The sequence below is a fragment of the Aestuariivirga litoralis genome (assembly GCF_015714715.1).
GTDB classification, from domain to species: domain Bacteria; phylum Pseudomonadota; class Alphaproteobacteria; order Rhizobiales; family Aestuariivirgaceae; genus Aestuariivirga; species Aestuariivirga litoralis_A.
Map to the genome: position 1 here is coordinate 525,116 of NZ_WAHS01000002.1, position 17,871 is coordinate 542,986.

At 53.6% G+C, this 17,871-nt stretch carries 20 protein-coding genes; 4 read left to right on the top strand and 16 right to left on the bottom strand.

Going from position 1 to position 17,871, the window contains the following annotated elements; genetic code table 11:
• Positions 1 to 22: 22 nt before the first annotated feature.
• Positions 23 to 292: a helix-turn-helix domain-containing protein gene (locus F8B91_RS14255; RefSeq protein ID WP_196504514.1), complete on the bottom strand. Its 270-nt coding sequence runs from the start codon at positions 290 to 292 to the stop codon at positions 23 to 25.
• A gap of 115 nt (positions 293 to 407) precedes the next feature.
• Here F8B91_RS14255 and F8B91_RS14260 point away from each other — a divergent pair, with 115 nt between their 5' ends.
• Positions 408 to 860 (top strand): hypothetical protein, encoded by a 453-nt coding sequence (locus F8B91_RS14260; RefSeq protein ID WP_196504515.1) that lies wholly within the window; start codon positions 408 to 410, stop codon positions 858 to 860.
• Between the two features lie 42 nt (positions 861 to 902).
• Positions 903 to 1,256: a hypothetical protein gene (locus tag F8B91_RS14265; protein WP_196504516.1), complete on the top strand. Its 354-nt coding sequence runs from the start codon at positions 903 to 905 to the stop codon at positions 1,254 to 1,256.
• 55 nt (positions 1,257 to 1,311) lie between these two features.
• Here the strand turns inward: F8B91_RS14265 and F8B91_RS14270 are convergent, their stop codons facing one another.
• The 10 genes from F8B91_RS14270 to F8B91_RS14315 all read right to left on the bottom strand — a co-directional run bounded on the left by F8B91_RS14270 (position 1,312) and on the right by F8B91_RS14315 (position 11,025).
• Positions 1,312 to 2,337 (bottom strand): Gfo/Idh/MocA family protein, encoded by a 1,026-nt coding sequence (locus F8B91_RS14270; protein WP_196504517.1) that lies wholly within the window; start codon positions 2,335 to 2,337, stop codon positions 1,312 to 1,314.
• A gap of 71 nt (positions 2,338 to 2,408) precedes the next feature.
• The gene (locus F8B91_RS14275) at positions 2,409 to 3,410 is read right to left on the bottom strand and encodes a sterol desaturase family protein (RefSeq protein WP_196504994.1); all 1,002 of its coding nucleotides are present in this window, start codon (positions 3,408 to 3,410) and stop codon (positions 2,409 to 2,411) included.
• Between the two features lie 37 nt (positions 3,411 to 3,447).
• Complete coding sequence (locus F8B91_RS14280) at positions 3,448 to 4,350, bottom strand: sugar phosphate isomerase/epimerase family protein (protein ID WP_196504518.1); 903 nt, start codon at positions 4,348 to 4,350, stop codon at positions 3,448 to 3,450.
• A gap of 3 nt (positions 4,351 to 4,353) precedes the next feature.
• Positions 4,354 to 5,166 carry a 3-methyl-2-oxobutanoate hydroxymethyltransferase gene (locus F8B91_RS14285; RefSeq protein ID WP_196504519.1) on the bottom strand — a complete coding sequence of 271 codons (813 nt, stop codon included), beginning with the start codon at positions 5,164 to 5,166 and terminating at the stop codon, positions 4,354 to 4,356.
• Between the two features lie 17 nt (positions 5,167 to 5,183).
• The gene (locus F8B91_RS14290; RefSeq protein WP_196504520.1) at positions 5,184 to 6,272 is read right to left on the bottom strand and encodes a fatty acid desaturase family protein; all 1,089 of its coding nucleotides are present in this window, start codon (positions 6,270 to 6,272) and stop codon (positions 5,184 to 5,186) included.
• Positions 6,273 to 6,311: 39 nt separating this feature from the next.
• A complete protein-coding gene (locus F8B91_RS14295; protein ID WP_196504521.1) occupies positions 6,312 to 7,136 on the bottom strand; it encodes a TIM barrel protein in 825 nt (274 codons plus the stop codon).
• 45 nt (positions 7,137 to 7,181) lie between these two features.
• On the bottom strand, positions 7,182 to 7,997 hold the full coding sequence (locus tag F8B91_RS14300) for an ATP-binding cassette domain-containing protein (RefSeq protein ID WP_196504522.1): 816 nt from the start codon (positions 7,995 to 7,997) through the stop codon (positions 7,182 to 7,184).
• A gap of 10 nt (positions 7,998 to 8,007) precedes the next feature.
• A complete protein-coding gene (locus F8B91_RS14305) occupies positions 8,008 to 9,090 on the bottom strand; it encodes an ABC transporter permease (protein ID WP_196504523.1) in 1,083 nt (360 codons plus the stop codon).
• Positions 9,091 to 9,169: 79 nt separating this feature from the next.
• Positions 9,170 to 10,159, bottom strand: coding sequence for a substrate-binding domain-containing protein (locus F8B91_RS14310; protein WP_196504524.1), 990 nt, complete (start codon positions 10,157 to 10,159; stop codon positions 9,170 to 9,172).
• A 101-nt stretch (positions 10,160 to 10,260) separates the two neighbouring features.
• Positions 10,261 to 11,025 carry an FCD domain-containing protein gene (locus tag F8B91_RS14315; protein ID WP_196504525.1) on the bottom strand — a complete coding sequence of 255 codons (765 nt, stop codon included), beginning with the start codon at positions 11,023 to 11,025 and terminating at the stop codon, positions 10,261 to 10,263.
• A gap of 91 nt (positions 11,026 to 11,116) precedes the next feature.
• Here F8B91_RS14315 and F8B91_RS14320 point away from each other — a divergent pair, with 91 nt between their 5' ends.
• Positions 11,117 to 12,133: a sterol desaturase family protein gene (locus F8B91_RS14320; protein ID WP_196504526.1), complete on the top strand. Its 1,017-nt coding sequence runs from the start codon at positions 11,117 to 11,119 to the stop codon at positions 12,131 to 12,133.
• A 4-nt stretch (positions 12,134 to 12,137) separates the two neighbouring features.
• On the opposite strand, the gene purU is transcribed toward F8B91_RS14320, so the two are convergent.
• The 5 genes from purU to F8B91_RS14345 form a co-directional block, all read right to left on the bottom strand.
• On the bottom strand, positions 12,138 to 13,025 hold the full coding sequence (purU, locus tag F8B91_RS14325) for a formyltetrahydrofolate deformylase (protein ID WP_196504527.1): 888 nt from the start codon (positions 13,023 to 13,025) through the stop codon (positions 12,138 to 12,140).
• Between the two features lie 28 nt (positions 13,026 to 13,053).
• Positions 13,054 to 14,043, bottom strand: coding sequence for an inositol 2-dehydrogenase (gene iolG, locus F8B91_RS14330; protein WP_196504528.1), 990 nt, complete (start codon positions 14,041 to 14,043; stop codon positions 13,054 to 13,056).
• A gap of 55 nt (positions 14,044 to 14,098) precedes the next feature.
• Positions 14,099 to 14,413, bottom strand: coding sequence for a MocE family 2Fe-2S type ferredoxin (locus tag F8B91_RS14335; protein WP_196504529.1), 315 nt, complete (start codon positions 14,411 to 14,413; stop codon positions 14,099 to 14,101).
• A 21-nt stretch (positions 14,414 to 14,434) separates the two neighbouring features.
• On the bottom strand, positions 14,435 to 15,232 hold the full coding sequence (locus F8B91_RS14340; protein WP_196504530.1) for a TIM barrel protein: 798 nt from the start codon (positions 15,230 to 15,232) through the stop codon (positions 14,435 to 14,437).
• Positions 15,233 to 15,295: 63 nt separating this feature from the next.
• Positions 15,296 to 16,501, bottom strand: coding sequence for an NAD(P)/FAD-dependent oxidoreductase (locus F8B91_RS14345; protein WP_196504531.1), 1,206 nt, complete (start codon positions 16,499 to 16,501; stop codon positions 15,296 to 15,298).
• Positions 16,502 to 16,785: 284 nt separating this feature from the next.
• On the opposite strand from F8B91_RS14345, the gene F8B91_RS14350 reads away from it, so the two are divergent.
• Positions 16,786 to 17,763: a substrate-binding domain-containing protein gene (locus F8B91_RS14350; protein ID WP_196504532.1), complete on the top strand. Its 978-nt coding sequence runs from the start codon at positions 16,786 to 16,788 to the stop codon at positions 17,761 to 17,763.
• The last annotated feature ends 108 nt before the right edge of the window (positions 17,764 to 17,871 follow it).

Genomic DNA, 17,871 nt, shown 5'->3' on the forward strand with positions numbered 1-17,871 from the left:
CAATGGCCGACCTGCCTGGCAGTCAGCGCGGCTTCTTCATGGGCTTCCGCCCTGCTCGGAGACCATCCACCGGCGTTTTGCGCTGAACGGCCTCGAACAGTGCTGATACTGGGACCTTTAAAACACCCGCAAGCGTTTCCAGGCGGTCGAGGGTGACGTTCTCGAGGCCACGCTCAATCCTACCAACATAAGCACGGTCAATCACGGCCTCCAAAGCAAGCCGCTCTTGGGTGATGTTCTGCTCCACCCGTATCCGTTTCAGGTTCAAGCCGACGATTTTGCGGACGTTCATTCCGGCAGATCGCCAGTAATGACCCTCTAAATACACGGACCGTTGATCTCATATTTATACTATGGCAACGTGACAGGAATGTCGGGCTTGGAACTGGGTTTATGAGGATTCAGGGATGTTAAGATCCATTTTGATGCTAATCGCTCTCCTGTGCCTGAACGGCTGTGCGCATCACCCGGTGGACTGTGCCATGTGTGGAAGTCTCGGTGCCCTCCATGATGATTGCTTACCGGGTACGGCGGGCTATCAAGAACGTGACAACAGAGAAAGGCCGATCAACGATCTGATAGCCCTTGAAGCAGCGTCGGTGCAGGAGCGGGTTCAAAGCGGCCAGATCAGCAAAGCGCAGGGTGAACTTGAGATTGCAGAATACAAGCACCAACTAAGCGAGGAGTGGGCACAACGAGAAGCAAGCAATAGAGCTTCTGCCGCAGCCGCGCTTATGGCCATCAACAATGCGCAGAGGCGCCCTCCTCCACCTGCCACCTATCAAATTCCGGCGCCAGCAAAGCCACTCACAACCGACTGCCAGCATTATCTCAATCAGAATCATTGCACGTCTTACTAATGCTGCGTCTAGGAAGAGGTCATCTTGCACCATTGAAAGGTGGTGTTGCGCAGTGCAACTGCCGCTTTGGGTAACTCCCCTCTGAAATTTCATTGCGATGATGCGCAGGGTAAATCTAGGCTTCCGACGCCGCAGAGATTTTCAGCAGGTAAGAATGTTGCAAAGCTTGGCAATGAGCTGCCGATTAGCGAAATTACATTCACGCACGGCAGCTTCCTTAGCGGCCATCAACTCGAATACTGGCCTGTTGCGCGCCTCGGATTTTTGATATCCAGCGGTTCCGGGAAGGCAATCGTCATGGAGCGCCTCGATGCCACCTACAATTGCACAGTCCAAGGGATGATGAGCACAGTGGCTCTTCAAGCCATTTCAACAAAACCGGCAGGCGTCCGTTGATTCCATACACGTTGCTAACTGATTTCTTTTCAAGTCCAATGCGAGATCTTTTCCTTTACAGCTCAACAGAGTTGCCCTCTTTTGCACTTTTCCTGGCTGCGTCCAGAACAGCTAGGACTCTTGAACCGGCTTCTGCAGTTACAGGAGGCGGTGAGCCTGTCCGCACGGCTAATTCAAACGATTCGTAATAGTCGTGATAACGTCCTTGAGCAGACGGGATTTGCGCCGCGCCGGCATATGTGTGCAGCGTTCCCCAGTTGGCCTCGGGTTCGAAACCCCAATACGCGAGATTGTCGATTGGCCGTTTGCCTGCCAAGATTGACTGCACCTGTACGTCGGTAGTCGATGACACGTAACTGCCTAGCGCGCCATAAGCTCGAAACTCGCGAGCAGCGATGTGATTCACTTTGCTCGCGGACACGTGGCTATGCGCGCCGCTTTCATGCCTCAGGGTAATGTTAAAGCTGGCATCGGTCAGGCCGGCGGGTAAGTCGATAAAATCCATTTGCGCGTCGACTGAAGCAACTGGTCCAAGCAGAAAAAGCATCTGATCAACCACGTGGCTGCCTAAATCTCTCAGTAAGCCACCGGTCGGGCCGGGATCCAATGAACCGGGCTCGTCCAGATCCATTCGAGAATAGACACTCCAGATTTTCCCGAGGCGCCCTGCTTCCACAAGCTGCGATAGAGTCTGCATGTCCGCATCGTAGCGCCGGTTGTGATAGACGCCTAAAACCACGCCTTTGGCTTTCGCTGCAGCATCAAGTTCAATTGCTCCCGTTGCGTCTGGGGCGAATGGTTTGTCCGCAACAACGTGCAATCCAGCAGCAATAGCCTCTAGTACCAATTCACGACGGGTCTGCGGTGGGGTGGTAACCGTTACTGCATCACAAACACCGGCAGAAATCATGGCAGCTAGACTTCGGAAAATTGGCACATTCGGCCAATCTGCTTTGGCCGCCGCAATGGTTTCTGGTGCGCGCGCCACAATGCCCGATAATTCGCAATTGCGAGCCGCGGCTATGAATGGCGCGTGAAAGTAACGTCCTCCAGACCCATAACCTACGACGCCTATACGCATATTCCAGCTCCCTGGCTCATGTTGAAGAAAATTCAGTCTTGATTATGAAATCAGCCACAATCCCGCACTTCCTACGAGTTGATTCGCTTTCTCTTCTTTTCCATTCGCGCATCAAGGGCCTCGTCTCCCGCTTCAGTTCCGTCGTGCCAGGTTCCGAAAATCTTGTCTAACGGGATCAGAGCATCACCGTAGTTCACCTCAAAATATTTGTGATGAAGGTAATGGGTATAGGCGTGTGTATCGATCGCAGCGCCATCGCTTTTAGTCTCAATTTTCTCGTAACCGATGTGCCCGACGATCGCACCAAGACCCGAAAACATGAGCGAGTACATGGCTAAGATGGGGTGAGAAGGGACCACAAGATGAATCAAGGCGGCCGAGAAGAACATCATCTGTTCAACCGGGTGCATGGACAGCGATGACCATGGGCTGGGATTTACGGAGTTGTGATGAATGGAATGCACATGCTTGTAGAAGAACGGCAGATGCAGAAAACGATGCCCCATATACCAATGTGTTTCATGCCACAACGGAATGAGCGCCCACACCAAAACTAGCAGATAGGGATGATCCTGCAGTGTCGTCCAGTGCCCGAAACCATTGGCATAAGACCATAGGAGAAGCACCTCGTATGCGGTCCAGATCGGAACTGCAGTCAAGAAAGTTCTCAACGCGCCCTCGATGGCCTGGCTTTTGAACCAAAAAACATCTGACTTCTTGTCGCCCGGAAATTGGCCGTTGTATTTGAATTTGTTTCCCTGCGCCCGCTTCACATAAAGGCGAAGCTCAACCGATCCATACAGAATGAGAGCTGCTGCGCAGTTGCATAGAAAAATGAGCCCGATCCACCCTGGAGCCAGTGTCTTCATGGTCGAGGCATCAGGAACCACCACAAACCACATGAAAACTGCAGTCGCAAACCAAGTAATGTTCCACGGGAAGAGATACCCTTTCAGGAAACCAAGGATGGCACTTCCTTTCCAGGGAAATTGCCAGATCGGTGCAATTTCATTCTTGCGATTTGGCTTCCAATCTCCGCGCTTGTTGCGCGAGCCCAGCAGCATGTCGTCCATCATTCTCTCCTAGCCAGATGGCGCTAAAACGGCGCGTTTATTTCCAATATTGATCAACGTAGCGCTGCATTTCCTTGCGCATGAAGCGCGAAGAATCTTCGGCCCGTTCTTCCCAGGCAAAAACGCAGGCGGTCATGATCCCATCGAATTTCACCTCGGCCAGGGTCTTGAAGAAGACATCCCAGTTCACTTCGCCCTGCCCCATGTCGAGATGCTGATGCACCGTGACTTTAGCGCCCGGTGGATTGACAATGTAGCGCAGCCCGGATGACGCCTTATGGTTCATCGTGTCCGCAACATGGACATGAGCTAATACTGATGCACTATCCCTGATCATCTGTTCCATGTTGTCGCCAAAATAAAATGTGTGTGGCGCGCAGTAGAGGAACTTTACGTTCTTCGAATTGACCATCTTGATCATGTCGATGGCCGGGTGCAGCGTTTCACACCAGTCTTCAGGATGCGGTTCGATATGAAGGTTTATGCCTTCCTTTTCGAACACAGGAACCAGCTCTTCCATCGAGCGCCACCAGGCGGCCTCGCTGGCCTCGACGGAATAGTGCCCGCCGCAGCAATTGGAATGCGATGCACGATCCGGCGATGGCCCCCGGCCGAATTCCGAATTCATCACATTGCAATCCATCTCGACGGCAATTTCGATAGCCTTCTTCCAATACTGCACCGCCGCCTTACGCTCGTCCTCGTGCGGGCTGGCCCAGCGATACATCGGAAGAAGCGAAGCAAGCTTCACGCCGTGATCCTTCAGGGCCTTCTTGAACTCTTTCATGCGCTCCGGGTAAGCGCGCGGCTGCACCCACCAGGCCAGAAAATCCGGTCGCGGGCTGAGCTCGAGATATTCATATCCCATATCAGCAGCGAGACGAGGCAGTTCAGTCAAGCTGAGATGCCGATGCATATGAGGATCGAGGGCAATCTTCATGATTCACGCGTGCTTTGTTTTTTCGAGAAGTTTCAGGAATTTTTCAAATTGGCCCGGCTGGGCCTGCGTGACTTGGGTTGCTTCCGGGAAGGCGCTGGTCTGCACATCGCCGTGGAATTCCTTGAAAGCCGCGATGCGTTCATTTTGCAGCCGATCCATCTCCTTGGCGAAATTACGATAGACTTTGGCATGCTTTGGAATGTGGCCACGGGTTTCGCCCAGCACATCGCAGGTGAAGAGATATTGCGCATCGCAGCCGGTGCCCGAGCCCATTGAGATCATGAACAATGATGTGCGCTTCGAGATTTCCGCCGCAATGTCGGGCGGCACTACTTCGATCTCTACACCGAAGGCGCCGGCATCTTCGTAGCGGCGTACCAGATCCCAGACTTGCATGGCACTTTCAGCCGTCTTGCCTACGGCCTTGAAGCCGCCTGTCCATGAGGCTTTGGAGGGGATCAGACCAACATGGCCAATCACCGGAATGGCCTCATCAGCCAGTTTGCGAATGTTGCCGAAAGATGTAGGGCAATAAACGGCATCGGCACCATGACGCATCGCCTGATACCCCCACCGCAAGAATCCATCCGGGGTGCCTTCATTGTCGTAAAGAGAGCGTCCGACGACTGCAAAGGTGGAAGGCGTCATCTGCCGGAAGCGCGGATCGGTGATGAACTCTGTGGCCACCGAAAGCATGTCAATGCCGGCTGCCTCGCAGGCGGCGATTTCATCCCACGTGTCAATATGCAGCTTGGAATACTGATATTTTCCTTTGTTGGCGCGGATATCAGCGAGGGTCGGTTTCTTCTTGGCCATGATGTTTCCTGTTCGTATTAGCCGCGCATGGCGGCGGGAAGAGGTGGAGTGGGCCGTGCCGTGGGCAACAGCTTGCGATGCACAAAGTGCTCAGGGTCTTTGCGTTGGCGCCACAGCGTGGGTATGATTTCGCGGTAGGCTGCAAGGAACCCGTTGTAGGGCGGCGCGCAATCATTCTTGATCTCGGCATGCAACTCCGGCAGCCGATGATAGGGCACCATCGGGAACATGTGATGTTCCACGTGGTAGTTCATGTTCCAATAAACGAAGCGGCTGAAGGGGTTGATATACATGGTGCGGCAATTCAGGCGATGATCCAGCACGTCCTCGGCCAGGCCTATATGTTGCGTGAAGCCGGTCATCACCATGTGCCACGCTCCATACATGGCCGGCAGGCCAATCAGCATGACCGGCAGGAAAGAATGCAAGTAAAAACATGCTGCAATCACCACTGCATAGATTGCGGTCCAGACGCGGGCGACAAAGAATACCTTCGGCCATTCACCCTCGGGGATGAAATCCTTCTCTGCATTAGTGAGGGTGCCGGAAGCATAACGCAGCATCGCCCACCACGCCTGCGGTACCATCAAGATGCCGAAGACATTGAGAAGGCCCTTGGCGATATCGGGTGGCCGCATGAGGATGATTTCCGGATCACGGCCCACAATGATCGTATCTGTGTGATGGCGAGCGTGCGACCAGCGCCAGACGGCGGGATTGCGCACGGTCAGGAAGCAGGCCAGCTGGTAAACAGCCTGATTCTTCCAAGAGGTCTTGAAGGCCGTGCCGTGCCCGCATTCATGCCAGCGGGAATCCCCACCCGAGCCATAGAACACGCTGTAAATGATGAAGAAGGGCACGCAAGCCCATGTGCCCCAGAAATAGGTGGCAAGCCCTCCAGTGACGAGCATGGCAACAATCCAGATGATGGTATCACGCGTGGCCGGGCCATCGGAACGCTGCATCAATTCTTTCATGCGCGCGCGAGGAATATCAGTCTTATACCATTCAGCATTGGCGAGACCGATTGTCTTGGCGCGCTCATTGAGCGGGCCTTCAAGGCTATAGTTGCGCGGGAATGCGGCGGCTGCAGTTTCAACGGTCATGCTTCACTCCAATGCGGAACGAGTTCGGGAAGAATTGGGTCACAAGTGGCTCCGTATATAATTAAACGAAGAGCGGAGCGGATCTGTTACGTCAGCGGCGGCATGGATGGCCGGAGAAAACGGCTCCATTGAGACAAAGCCCGCATAGCCGGCCGAGTAAAACGCCTTCAACATTTCAAGATTGCCGCAACGGTCAGCCACATCGACAAAGACCCGGTCCGGCTCGGACAAGTCAAACGGTGCAAGATCGTCGCGCGTGATGCCGGAGATATGGACGAGACCGGTCAGCTCCGGCACCCACGGACCGTCAGATGCGCGGAAATGTTGAAATGTATCGAAGCAGATTTGCAGCGCACCTTGGCCATCAACTTCACAAATGGCTTCGGCGGCCACCTGCTGGCTGTTCAATGTGCTGCCCTTCATACCTAGCGGTTCGACATAGCCAATAACGCCAGTATCGGTGGCAATCTTCTTGATAGCGTGCAGCGCCTCGCGCAGTTTGTGCGACAGCTCTGGCTTATTGAGACCGTGCGCTTCATCGACAACAGGGCACATCACGATACCTGGCGCTCCCAGTTCGGCCGCATAAGAGAAAAGGAACTTCGCTTCGGATTCCCTCTCTGGCGTCCATTCATTGAAGCGCTGCAGTGCATTGATCGACGCAACACTTAGTCCCGCATCCGCGATCTTCCGGCACAATTCGGAGGCCTTCATGCCGTCGGCAAATTCCTGGCCTTCAACATCATTGCGGATTTCAACGCCTTCGGCACCGACATTCCCGGCCAGAGCCAGAAAGGCATCAAGACTTAGACGCGGCGCCACCATGCGGTTGATTGCAAATTTGATATGTGTGGACGCGGACAAAGACTCAAACTTTCCTCAGGGATTGATACGCCAACCATGTAGGCCTTAGGTGCGGATGACGTGATCGGTGACTTCTTCGATTGTTGTGTCTTCCTTACGCGCCTCGAACACTTTTTTGCCATGGCTCATCACAACGAAGCGGTCACAGACCATGAAGGCGTGGTAGAGGTTGTGCGTCACAAGAACGCTGGATGTGCCTTCTTTCTTCAAGTCACGCACATAGGCCAGCAGATGTTCTGTTTCACGGACCGAGAGGGCCGAAGTGGGTTCATCAAGCAGCAACATCTTGCGCTTGAAATGCACCGCACGAGCGATGGCAACGGCCTGCTTTTGACCGCCAGAGAGGAATCCGACTTCCTTGCCAGGGTCATCGATGCCGGAAATCTGGACAGCGCTACCGAGAATATCGATAGCCACTTCCTGCATTTTGGCGTGGTTCATAAAACCCCAGCGGTTGGTGATCTCACGGCCCATGAAGATGTTGCGGGTGATCGACATTGAATCAACCAGAGCGATGTCCTGATAGATGGTTTCAATGCCGGCCGCTTCGGAGTCGCTACGATTGCGAATCTCTGTTTTCTTGCCGTCCACGTAGATTTCGCCCGATGTCGGCGGATTGATGCCAGAGATCATCTTCACCAAAGTTGACTTGCCGGCGCCGTTGTCGCCGAGCAAACCTACAACTTCATTGTGGCCGATATGGAAATTCATGTCATTGAGCGCAATGAAAGAGCCATAGCGCTTCGTGATGTTGCGTGCTTCGAACAAAGGCACTTCCGTAGGCTTCTCACCCCGGATGGGCTTGTCAGCCGGGATGTGTACGTCGGCTTTGGGTTGGCGGAGTTTCTGAGCGGTTTTCATATGCGTAACCTCAACCCTTGGTACGGCGGATGGCCGTGTTCATGATGACTGCGATAACGATCAGGGCTCCCACGAACATGTCAAAGTAAAAGGCGGGAGCGCGCAGGAGAAGCAGCACGTCCTGGATCGTGAAGACGAGACAAGTGCCGAGCACGATACCGAGAATGGAACCCCGGCCACCGGTGAGAGCTAGACCTCCGATCACGCAGGCTGCGATGGTTTGCAATTCCATGCCCAAACCACCGCCTGGCTGAATGGAGCCGACGCGCGTCGCCGCCACAACCCCTGAGAATGCCGCCATGAAACCGGCAATGGCGAATGCGATCGTCTTAGTCCGTGCCGGATTGATGCCGATCGCAACAGCGGCATTGCGATTGCCGCCCACAGCATAGAAATGATTGCCGAGCTTGTGGTGGTGAAGCAGAAAGTAAAAGACAACTGAGAATAGAGCGAACCAGATGATCGAAGAATGGATCACGCCGACATTGCCAATCTGCAGAACGCTGCTGTCAAAAAGAGTTGCAAAGGGTTCGTTGGGCTTAAAACGAAGTGCCGATGCGCCATGAACCAGCAGCGTTGTGCCCTTCCACAACAGCATGCCACCGAGCGTGGTGATAAAGGATGGGATGGCAAAGCGTAGCGTGATGAAGGCGTGGAAAATTCCGATCATAGTGCCCAGAGCCAACGCAATGGCGAGGCACAGGAAAGGTGCCCACCAATTCGAGGGATCGGCTGCAATGTCGCCGCCCAGATAATTGCTGAGATCAGCACAGATGATGGAGAGCAGCGAATATTGTGCGCCGACCGACAAGTCATACTCACCCGCAACCATGAGCACGCCAACACCCAAGGCCATGATACCGGGGACAGCGATTGATTTCAGGGTGACCGCGATATTGGCCGGGATCAGATAGCGGAATTCTTCAGGGAATATGAGAGCGCCTATGATGCAGATGACCTGCACAAGGACAAACATCACGGCAATACCGCCCTCAGGCTTGTCTCTGACCCAATCAGAAATTTTCGTAAATAGAGGCCGCGTGGCCCGTGCCGCCACGGCTTGGCGGATATGGTCTGACTGGTTGTGTGACATGGTTTGCCCCAAATGGAATGTGTTTCAAATGGCTGGCGGCAGAGGTGCCGCCAGCCCAGGTTCTTGAAAAATTATCGGCTTAGCGGACTGGGCCAGCCCACTTTGCAGCGAACTTGTAGTTGCTCTTATCAATCAAGCCCGTGCCGCCCGTATCCATTTCAGACGGATAGAGGCCGTACTTCAGCTGCAGTGCCAATTGGGTCACGGCGAAGAAGCCTTGGCTGTAGGGCTGCTGGTCAACAGTAGCGATCAAGCTGCCATCTGCGATATTGTCGAGGATCTCTTTCGAGACGTCGAAGCCGCCAGCCGGGATCTTGAGGCCCGAATCCTTGATCGCCTGAACAGCCTGCGATGTCGGGGTCTGGCCAAGGCCGATCACAGCAGCTGTTTTCGGATGGCCGAGCAGATACTGGGTCATCAAGTTGAGGGCTTGCGCATGATCATTGCCAGTGCCCAGGATCTCGGTGGTTGCACCGATCTCCGCAAGCGCCTTCTCCACGCCCGCATGACGTTCCACAGCGTAAGTGGCCTGCGGCGCTTCAACCGGTGTGAATACGACGTCACCCTTCTTCAGGTGACCTTCTGCAATCACACGCTTGCCGAGGACATAGCCGGCATTGATGAAGTTCTGGCCCATGAAGGCACCACGGCAGGTCGAGCCCGGTGCACCATGACGCGAGTCGTCAATATTGAAGGTGACAACCGGAATACCGCTATTCACGGCATCGCAGAGCATCTTCACATAGGCGTTGTCGTCAGCAATGTTCACCGCGATGCCAGAAACCTTGTTGGCAATGCCGGTTTCGAGAATGCCAAGCTGGTGCTTCTGGTCTTCTTCACCGAACTGCACGTCGATATTCACACCCTGCTGGGCGGCGGCATCCTTGGCACCGTTCACAACGGCTTCGAAGAAGGCATTCGAAGACTGTGACCATGGCACAAAGAGAATATTGATCTTGCTCCATTCGTCCTTGTGGTCTGCGTCGAGCGCGTTCGACGCTGTCGGCAGCGTGAAGGCCATCGCACCGGCAATCATGCTTCCAGCAAGCAGTTTCTTAATAATGGACATTTCGTTTTACTCCCTAACCGGCCATGTATTTCCTGCTGTTCCAGTGGCCGTATCCAGAACAAAGCTTGGTATTCCTGTCGTCGAAATCAGTGGATTCCTAGTCACCAACTCCGGTTGCCAAAGATGCGTTCAATGCCTGATGACAAATGCTCTTTCATTGCGTCGGCAGCTGCGTCGGCATTCCGATTTTCAATTGCTGTCAAAATGGCGCGATGCTCGTTGGCTACACGCTTTGATGTGCTGTTGGGCGAGACATGCTTCATTTGGCGCCCCAGCTTCAGTCCGAACAGGATATGCGGCATGAGGAATTCGAGCGTCATTTCGTAGTACCGGCTATGGGCCGCGCGCGCGACTGCAAGGTGGAAAGCCATGTCCATCTCCAAGGCCACACTGTATTTGTCGCTGTTGTCTTCCATGGCTTCGACTGAGCGGCGAATCTCGGAGATATTATCAGCGTCAGCCCGTTGGGCCGCCAACGCAGCAGCAGCACTTTCCACTACCATGCGGAAGCGAAGGCAGTCGCCCAAGTCAGAAAGATTTTCTGGCGTGCCATAAGCCATGGCGGGAGGCGCGCTGGCACTTTTGTACGTTCCGGAACCCTTGCGCGATTCAATCAGACCCTCCTCCTTCAGGACCCCAAGCGCCTGACGCAGGACCGGCCGTGAAACGCCAATCCTGTCCGCAAGGTCAGTTTCTGAGGGAAGGCGGTTGCCACTGGACAACGGCAATAGAGAAATAACCTCGCGCAGCGAAGCCAGGGCACTGGTCACTAAAGGCGTATCCTGCTTGCGTGGTTGGTCGTCCATAGTTGTAAATAGCAGCAAAAAGCAGTTTAATTTGCAAGAAGATTCTGCAAATATGTCCACGAAAACCACATAAAAATGTAGACTGCGTTTCAATATTACAGATATTTACATCTTTTCTCAATTTGGCGGCGATTGCCAGAAGGATACGCACATGGATGAACTCGCTCACGGCACGCGCAACAAAAGGGGCGATTGGGATCCAAAGAATCCCGCCGACATCGCACCCATCTGGCACTGGCCGCCGCAGCCGATAAGGGTGCTGAAATGGATCCCCAGCTACTTCCTTCCCTATGACATCCTGTTTATCGCCTCGGCCTTCATTTGGTGGCACTTTGTGTTGCCGGATGTGGAAGTGATGAAAACCTTGGCCTGGGGCTGGATCCTCAAGCTCTTCGTGATCAACACTGTAGCGCTGTTTGCCTTCTTCGGCGTGTTCGAGCTCAGGCTTTATGTTCTGCGCGGGCAAGGCACCCGCTTCAAATACAATGGCAAATGGCCTTCAGAGAACAAGAGCGATGTGTTCTGGTTCAAGAGCCAGAATGTGGACAGCATACTGCGAATCCTCTTCAACGCTATGCCGGTCTGGACAGCGATTGAAGTGGCGATCCTCTGCTGCTTCGCCAATGGCTACGTGCCCTGGCTGAGTTTTGCCGATCACCCGGTCTATCTGATCGCGCTGCTGCTAATGATGCCGATCATCCATGAAACCCATTTCTATCTGATCCACCGGCTGATCCACATTCCCTTCATGTATAAGTATGTGCATTCGGTGCATCACAACTCGGTCAATCCGTCGCCCTATTCCTCGCTGGCGATGCATCCGGTGGAACTTTTGCTCTATCTGGGCATGGCCTTTTGGCACTTGATCATTCCGTCCAATCCGATCCTGGCTCTATATCAGCTGCACCGCGCGGGCTTCGGCGCCATTCCGGGCCATGTGGGTTTCGACAAGATGGAAGTAGGTGCCAATGGCGGCATCGATACCCATGCCTATATCCACTACCTGCACCACAAGCATTTCGAGGTGAATTATGGTGACGGCCTCATTCCGTTCGACAAATGGTTCGGCACTTTCCATGACGGTAGCAAGGAAGGCCAAGCGCTGATGGACGCGCGCTATGCCAAAAAGGTAGCGAGGCTGAACACCGAGAGATCAATAAATAGCTGAGTCATTAGCCAAGGCGCTCAGATGCAAATGAACCTGGTGAGGCCGGAAATACGACTGTCTTATTCCCATTCAAAAACACGCGGCCATGTATGTGAGCGTGAATGGCGCGAGCCAAAACCTGAGATTCAACATCGCGGCCGAGGCTGACATAGTCCTCAGGACTCTGCGCGTGGGTCACTCGAATAACATCCTGCTCGATAATAGGACCCTCATCGAGATCTCCTGTGACATAATGCGATGTAGCTCCGATGAGCTTTACGCCTCTTTCAAACGCCTGTTTGTAGGGGTTCGCTCCCTTGAAACTGGGCAAGAAAGAGTGATGGATGTTGATAATTTTCCCCGACATCTTCGTACAAAGCTCGTCGGAGAGAACCTGCATATACCTCGCCAGGACAATCAGCTCAGTCCCTGTTTCCTCCACTAATCTGACAAGACTGGCCTCGGCTTCCGACTTGTTCTGCGGTGTGATTTTGACGTGGTGGAACGGAATATCGTGGTTGGCGACAACCTTTTGATAGTCGAAATGGTTTGATACCACACCGGTGATTTCTATCGGTAACGCACCAATTCTCCACCGATAAAGCAGGTCGTTGAGACAATGGCCAAACTTGGATACCATAATCATGACTTTTCGCTTTTTGCTTTCATCAGAAAATTCGACCGCCATTCCGAATCTTTCAGCAATTGGCATGAAGTCGCGATCTAGGTCCTCGAGGCCTGCGCCCTCCTCAGAGATAAAACTCATCCTCATAAAAAAATGCCGTGTATGGATGTCATCGAACTGCGAAGAGTCAGTGATGTTGCATCCTTTTCCAGCGAGATAGCCTGAAACGGCTGCAACAATTCCTCGTGTCGAAGAACAAGTCACTCGGAGTGCGTATGCTTTTTTCATTCGTCGCGTTTCTTGAAAGTGGTTACGGTTACAGTGCGACGGGTTTGCCGGTCTTCCAGCTCTGCGTTGCCGCTTCTGCTAAAATTTGCGCCTGCAAGCCATCGAAGCCATTAGGCTTCGGATCGTGATTGCCTGACTCCACGGCCTCGATGAAAGCATTCAGCTCATTGGCATAGGCAACGCTGTAGCGCTCCAGGAAGAAATTTTGAATTGGATCGGCGCGGTAACCCTGATCACTGAGCACTTCAACGGTGCTGTTATGGACATTTTTGGCGTGGACCATTCCCTTCGATCCATGCACTTCCATGCGTTGATCATAACCGTAAGTGGCCCGGCGAGAATTGGTGATCACCGCAATTTTCCCGGATTTTGTCTGCATTTGCACGGCAGCCGTATCAACGTCGCCGGCCTCACCGATTTCCTTATCTACCAAGGCAGCCCCTAAGGCTTGAACGACCACAAATTCTTCGCCCATAAGGAAGCGAGCCATATCAAAGTCATGAATCATCATGTCGGCAAAGATGCCTCCCGAGCCCTTCACGTATTGGGCTGGAGGTGGGGCCGGATCACGGCTGATCACGGTGACCATTTCCACTGTTCCGACATCACCGTTGCGGATGCGCCGTTCTACCTCAGCAAAGTTGGGATCAAATCGGCGGTTGAAACCGATCATCAACGTCGTTTTGTTTTTCTCTACCACTTTGAGCGTTTGCGTGATCAAATCCACAGACAGCGAGACCGGCTTCTCGCACATGATTGCCTTACCGGCGTTGGATGCGGTCTGGATCTGTTCGGCATGAAAACCGGTGGGCGAGCCAATCAGCACAGCATCCACGTCTTTTGCCTTCATGATATCTTCAACGGTGGCAACGCGCGCACCATATTGATCCGACAACGCCTGAGCTGCCTCTGGCATTGCATCAGCAATGTAAGCCAGCTTTGCTTTTGGATTGGCCGCTATGGTTTTGGCATGAACCTTGCCAATGCGTCCTGCACCAATCACACCAAATCTAATCATCAATATTCTCCGTCAAAGTATCAAGAATTCCACTGTCTTTTCGCAATGCTATCGATCAAGAGATCATGATGAAGACTTTCCCGTTCTCGACTTTGGTGGGATAGGTCTTCAGATTGACGACACAGGGTGCACCTTTGGCTTTGCCAGTCGTATAATCGAACCGGCCATTGTGCTTTGGGCATTCAATGATGTGATCCATCACAAGGCCGTCGCAGAGATTTATCTTTTCGTGGGTGCAAAGGCCGTCGGTTGCGTAATAATTGTCCTCCGGTGACCGGTAAATTGCAAAATTGCGGCCCGAGTGATCAAAACGGATGACGTCTTCATTGTTGATGTCATCTGCAGCACAAGCTTCAATCCAGTCGCTCATCGTTTCTTCCTTTTGACGAAATTAGGATTCTAGATAGTCCATGCTGCGAGAAAGGGACCTGGCAATGGCCCTATCCTTGTGAACCTGCGCGGCGAAGGGTTCGAAGGAAACATATCCCTTGTATCCCGATGCAAAGAGACGGCGCAATTGCCCTTTGTTGTCGATCATGTCATTGGCGTCCACCAACACACGTTGAGGATCTCGCATCGTGGTAGCAGTGTGCTTGGGATCAACCACACCCGAGACGTGTATAAGCCCGGTCCTATCGGCAAATACCTCATCTTCACCGGCCACAAAGTGATGAAAGGTATCATGCGTAACCTTGAAGCGCTTGTGGCCTCCGACATCATTAATCGCTGCAATGGCTTCGGCCTTCAGGCGCAGAGAGCATTCCGCAAAACCCAGAGGCTCCACGCATCCGATCAGATTATTATCCTTCAGAATCTGCTTTAGCCCTGAAAGGGCGACCCTGAGACCATTCAGCCGTTCAGCACTTGCAGGACTGAATTTCTTGTCGTTGGTGGGCACAAGAATGAGGTTCTTGGCACCCGTCGTCGCCGTGTACTCAGCCAACCGCTTGGCTTCATCGGACTTTTTCAAGTCCCATTGGTTCCAGCGCTGCAAGGCGTTGACGTTGATGATTTCAATGCCTTTATCCTGAGCCAATTTTCCGATGGCCTTGGCGTTCTTTATCCCCATCAAGGCGGTCGGGATATCATTGCGAATCTCTACGGCGTTGACGCCAAGGCGCAAGGCCAGGTCAAAGAACTCGGCGTAGTTCAGATGCGGACTGACCATGTGGTTCAAACTGAATTTCATAGAAACTTTCCTCCATTATTTTTGTTATGGCAGCGGGTCTTGTCGCCAGCGCAGGTCGACCATCTATCCCTTCAGTAGCGATTTGATTTGCACAGCTGGATTCGCGAGCGCATCGGGGCTTGGCTTCATGCCTTTGGCAATCATCATCTCAGACAGCTTGATGTCGCGCGCAATCGCATTGCCCACGCCAATGCCACTGACGCCCATCAGGGTGCCATCGTCGGCCAAATGGAACAGGATCAGGGAACTCTCAGCTGGGCGGCGCTCCACCACATGAGGCCCCATATCAGGCATGCCCGCAATCTGCAGTGAAAGATCATGCTGGTCTGACCAGAACCAAGGAATTGCGGCATGCGGCTTTCGCTCGCCCAGCATGTTAGCAACTGCGGTATCCGCCTGATCCTGAGCATTGCGCCATGCCTCAAGCCTAACGCGCCGCGCTCCAAATCCAGTGTGTATGAAGGAGCAGCAATCTCCAGCGGCGTAGATATCCGAGTCGGAAGTTTGCATCTCACTGTTGCAGGCGATGCCATTTTCGATCTCAAGGCCAGCCTCCTGGGCCAGCCTCACTTCGGGAGCGGCGCCGATGCCGGCGATGATCGTGTCCGCCTCGATCACACGGCCATCCTTCAGCACGACCGAATTTTCACCAATCTCAGCGATAGCCGTGCCGATCAGAAGCTTGATGCCAGCAGCGAGATGCCGGTCATGAACAATTCTGGCAATTGCCTCGGGCACGCCGCGCATCAATATGCGTGGCTGCGCCTCAATAAGTGTAACCTTGCAGCCCAGTTTGGCGGCTGATGAAGCAAGTTCAAGACCAATAAATCCGCCTCCGATGATCACGATTGATTTTTCCGGCAGGAACCGTCGGCGCAAATCCAACGCATGGCCGTGGTCGCGCAGGATCACTGCATGAGGCCCGAGACTGCGAGGCTTTGCACCCGTGGCAATCAGTAATTTGTCATAAGGGATTGAAGTTCCATCACTGAGCAGAACTTGTTTTGCCGCGCGATCAATCCGGTCCGCCGCAAGGCCCAGCCGCGCGTCGATATTGAGAGATGCCAGCGTGTCCGGTTGAATAAGCCATATGGGATCAGGATCACCGCTGTCAGTGACCGAAGCTTTTGAAAGTGGTGGCCGATCATAAGGCAGCACTGCTTCTTCGGAGATCAGCGTCACTGGTCCCCGATAATCGGAGGCACGAAGGCTGACGCAGGCTCGCGCAGCTGCCATTCCTCCACCAATGATGACTATTCCAGCCGCCATACGACTATCTTTCTCTGCCTTGGAAAGCACAGTGGCTATCAGGTCAATGGCTTCGCAACCAGTTTTGGTTTGATTGAAAACCATCAAGTCCGATGTTGCGTCTGGTTTGGAATAGATGTTCTACGTCTGGTCGGTGCAGTAGTAAAAGCTCAGAAGAAGCGTAAGCGCACCCGGGGAAGAAATTGACCCAATTGGCATGCGCGAATGATTCACGCTGTCCAAAACGGCAAGCCAATCCCTACGCCATGAATCGATCACAAGACGCCAACCAGGAGGGAACTGACATGAATTCCAAGAAAATATTGATGACCGTTGCGGCGACCGCAGCTTTGTTTGCAGCGGGCGCTTCGGCTGCCGTGGCGGGTGCCACCATCGCAGTGATTGGCGGCAAAACCGATGACGCCTTTTTCGCCAAAGTGAAAAAAGGTATTGATGATGGCGCACTTGTGGCGAAGGCTCATGGCAGCACGGTGAGCTATCTGCAACTGCAGACCTATGACAATATTGGCGGTGATGCTGCCAATCTGGTTCGCACCGCAATTTCTCAGAAAGCCACTGTCATTGCGGTTCCAGATTGGGTTCCCGATTCAGAGGACGAAGCGATCAAGGCCGCTCAGGCCGCTGGCATCCCTGTCATTCTGTTCAACGCAGGTGGCGGCGACAAGGCCAAGGAATTGGGCGCCATCAACTATGTAGGTAATGAAGAATATCCCGCTGGCGTTGCGGGCGGCGAGCACTTCACGGCTACAGGCTCAAAGAATGTGATCTGCGTCAACACCGTCCCAGGCGCACAAAACCTCGAAGATCGTTGCAAAGGTATTGCCGACGGCATTGCAAAGGGTGGCGGCAAGTCCACCCAGCTGCCTCTGCCAGCAAGTTCATTTGGCAATCCCACCGCCGTTGCCGAAGCCATCAAGGCAACCTTGCTGAAGGACAAGACCATTGATGGCGTAGCAGCGATTTCCGCCGCGGACGCAGACAGTGCAGCTGCCGGCATCGAACAAGCTGGTGGCACCGGCAAGATCCTGCTCGGCTCTTTTGACATGAACGAAGCCGGCCTCGAGCGCATCAAGGCTGGAACGCAGTCTTACGCGATTGATCAACAACCTTGGCTACAGGGCTTCCTGGCGGTGACTTTGGCAGACGGGTTCGTCAACTATGGTCTCAAGCTTGCATCAGCCCCCATCCTCACGGGCCCCGGCGTTGTCGACAAGACAACGATTGATGCGACCTTGGCTGGCGCGAAAGCCGGCTATCGCTGATACCGTTAACTCCCCTCCGGCCCAAGTCTTTGCGCTTGGGCCGGAATTTCTGCAGCGTGATCCTCTCATTTATTGAATTCCGCGAGAATTTTGCAACCTCGAAACCGG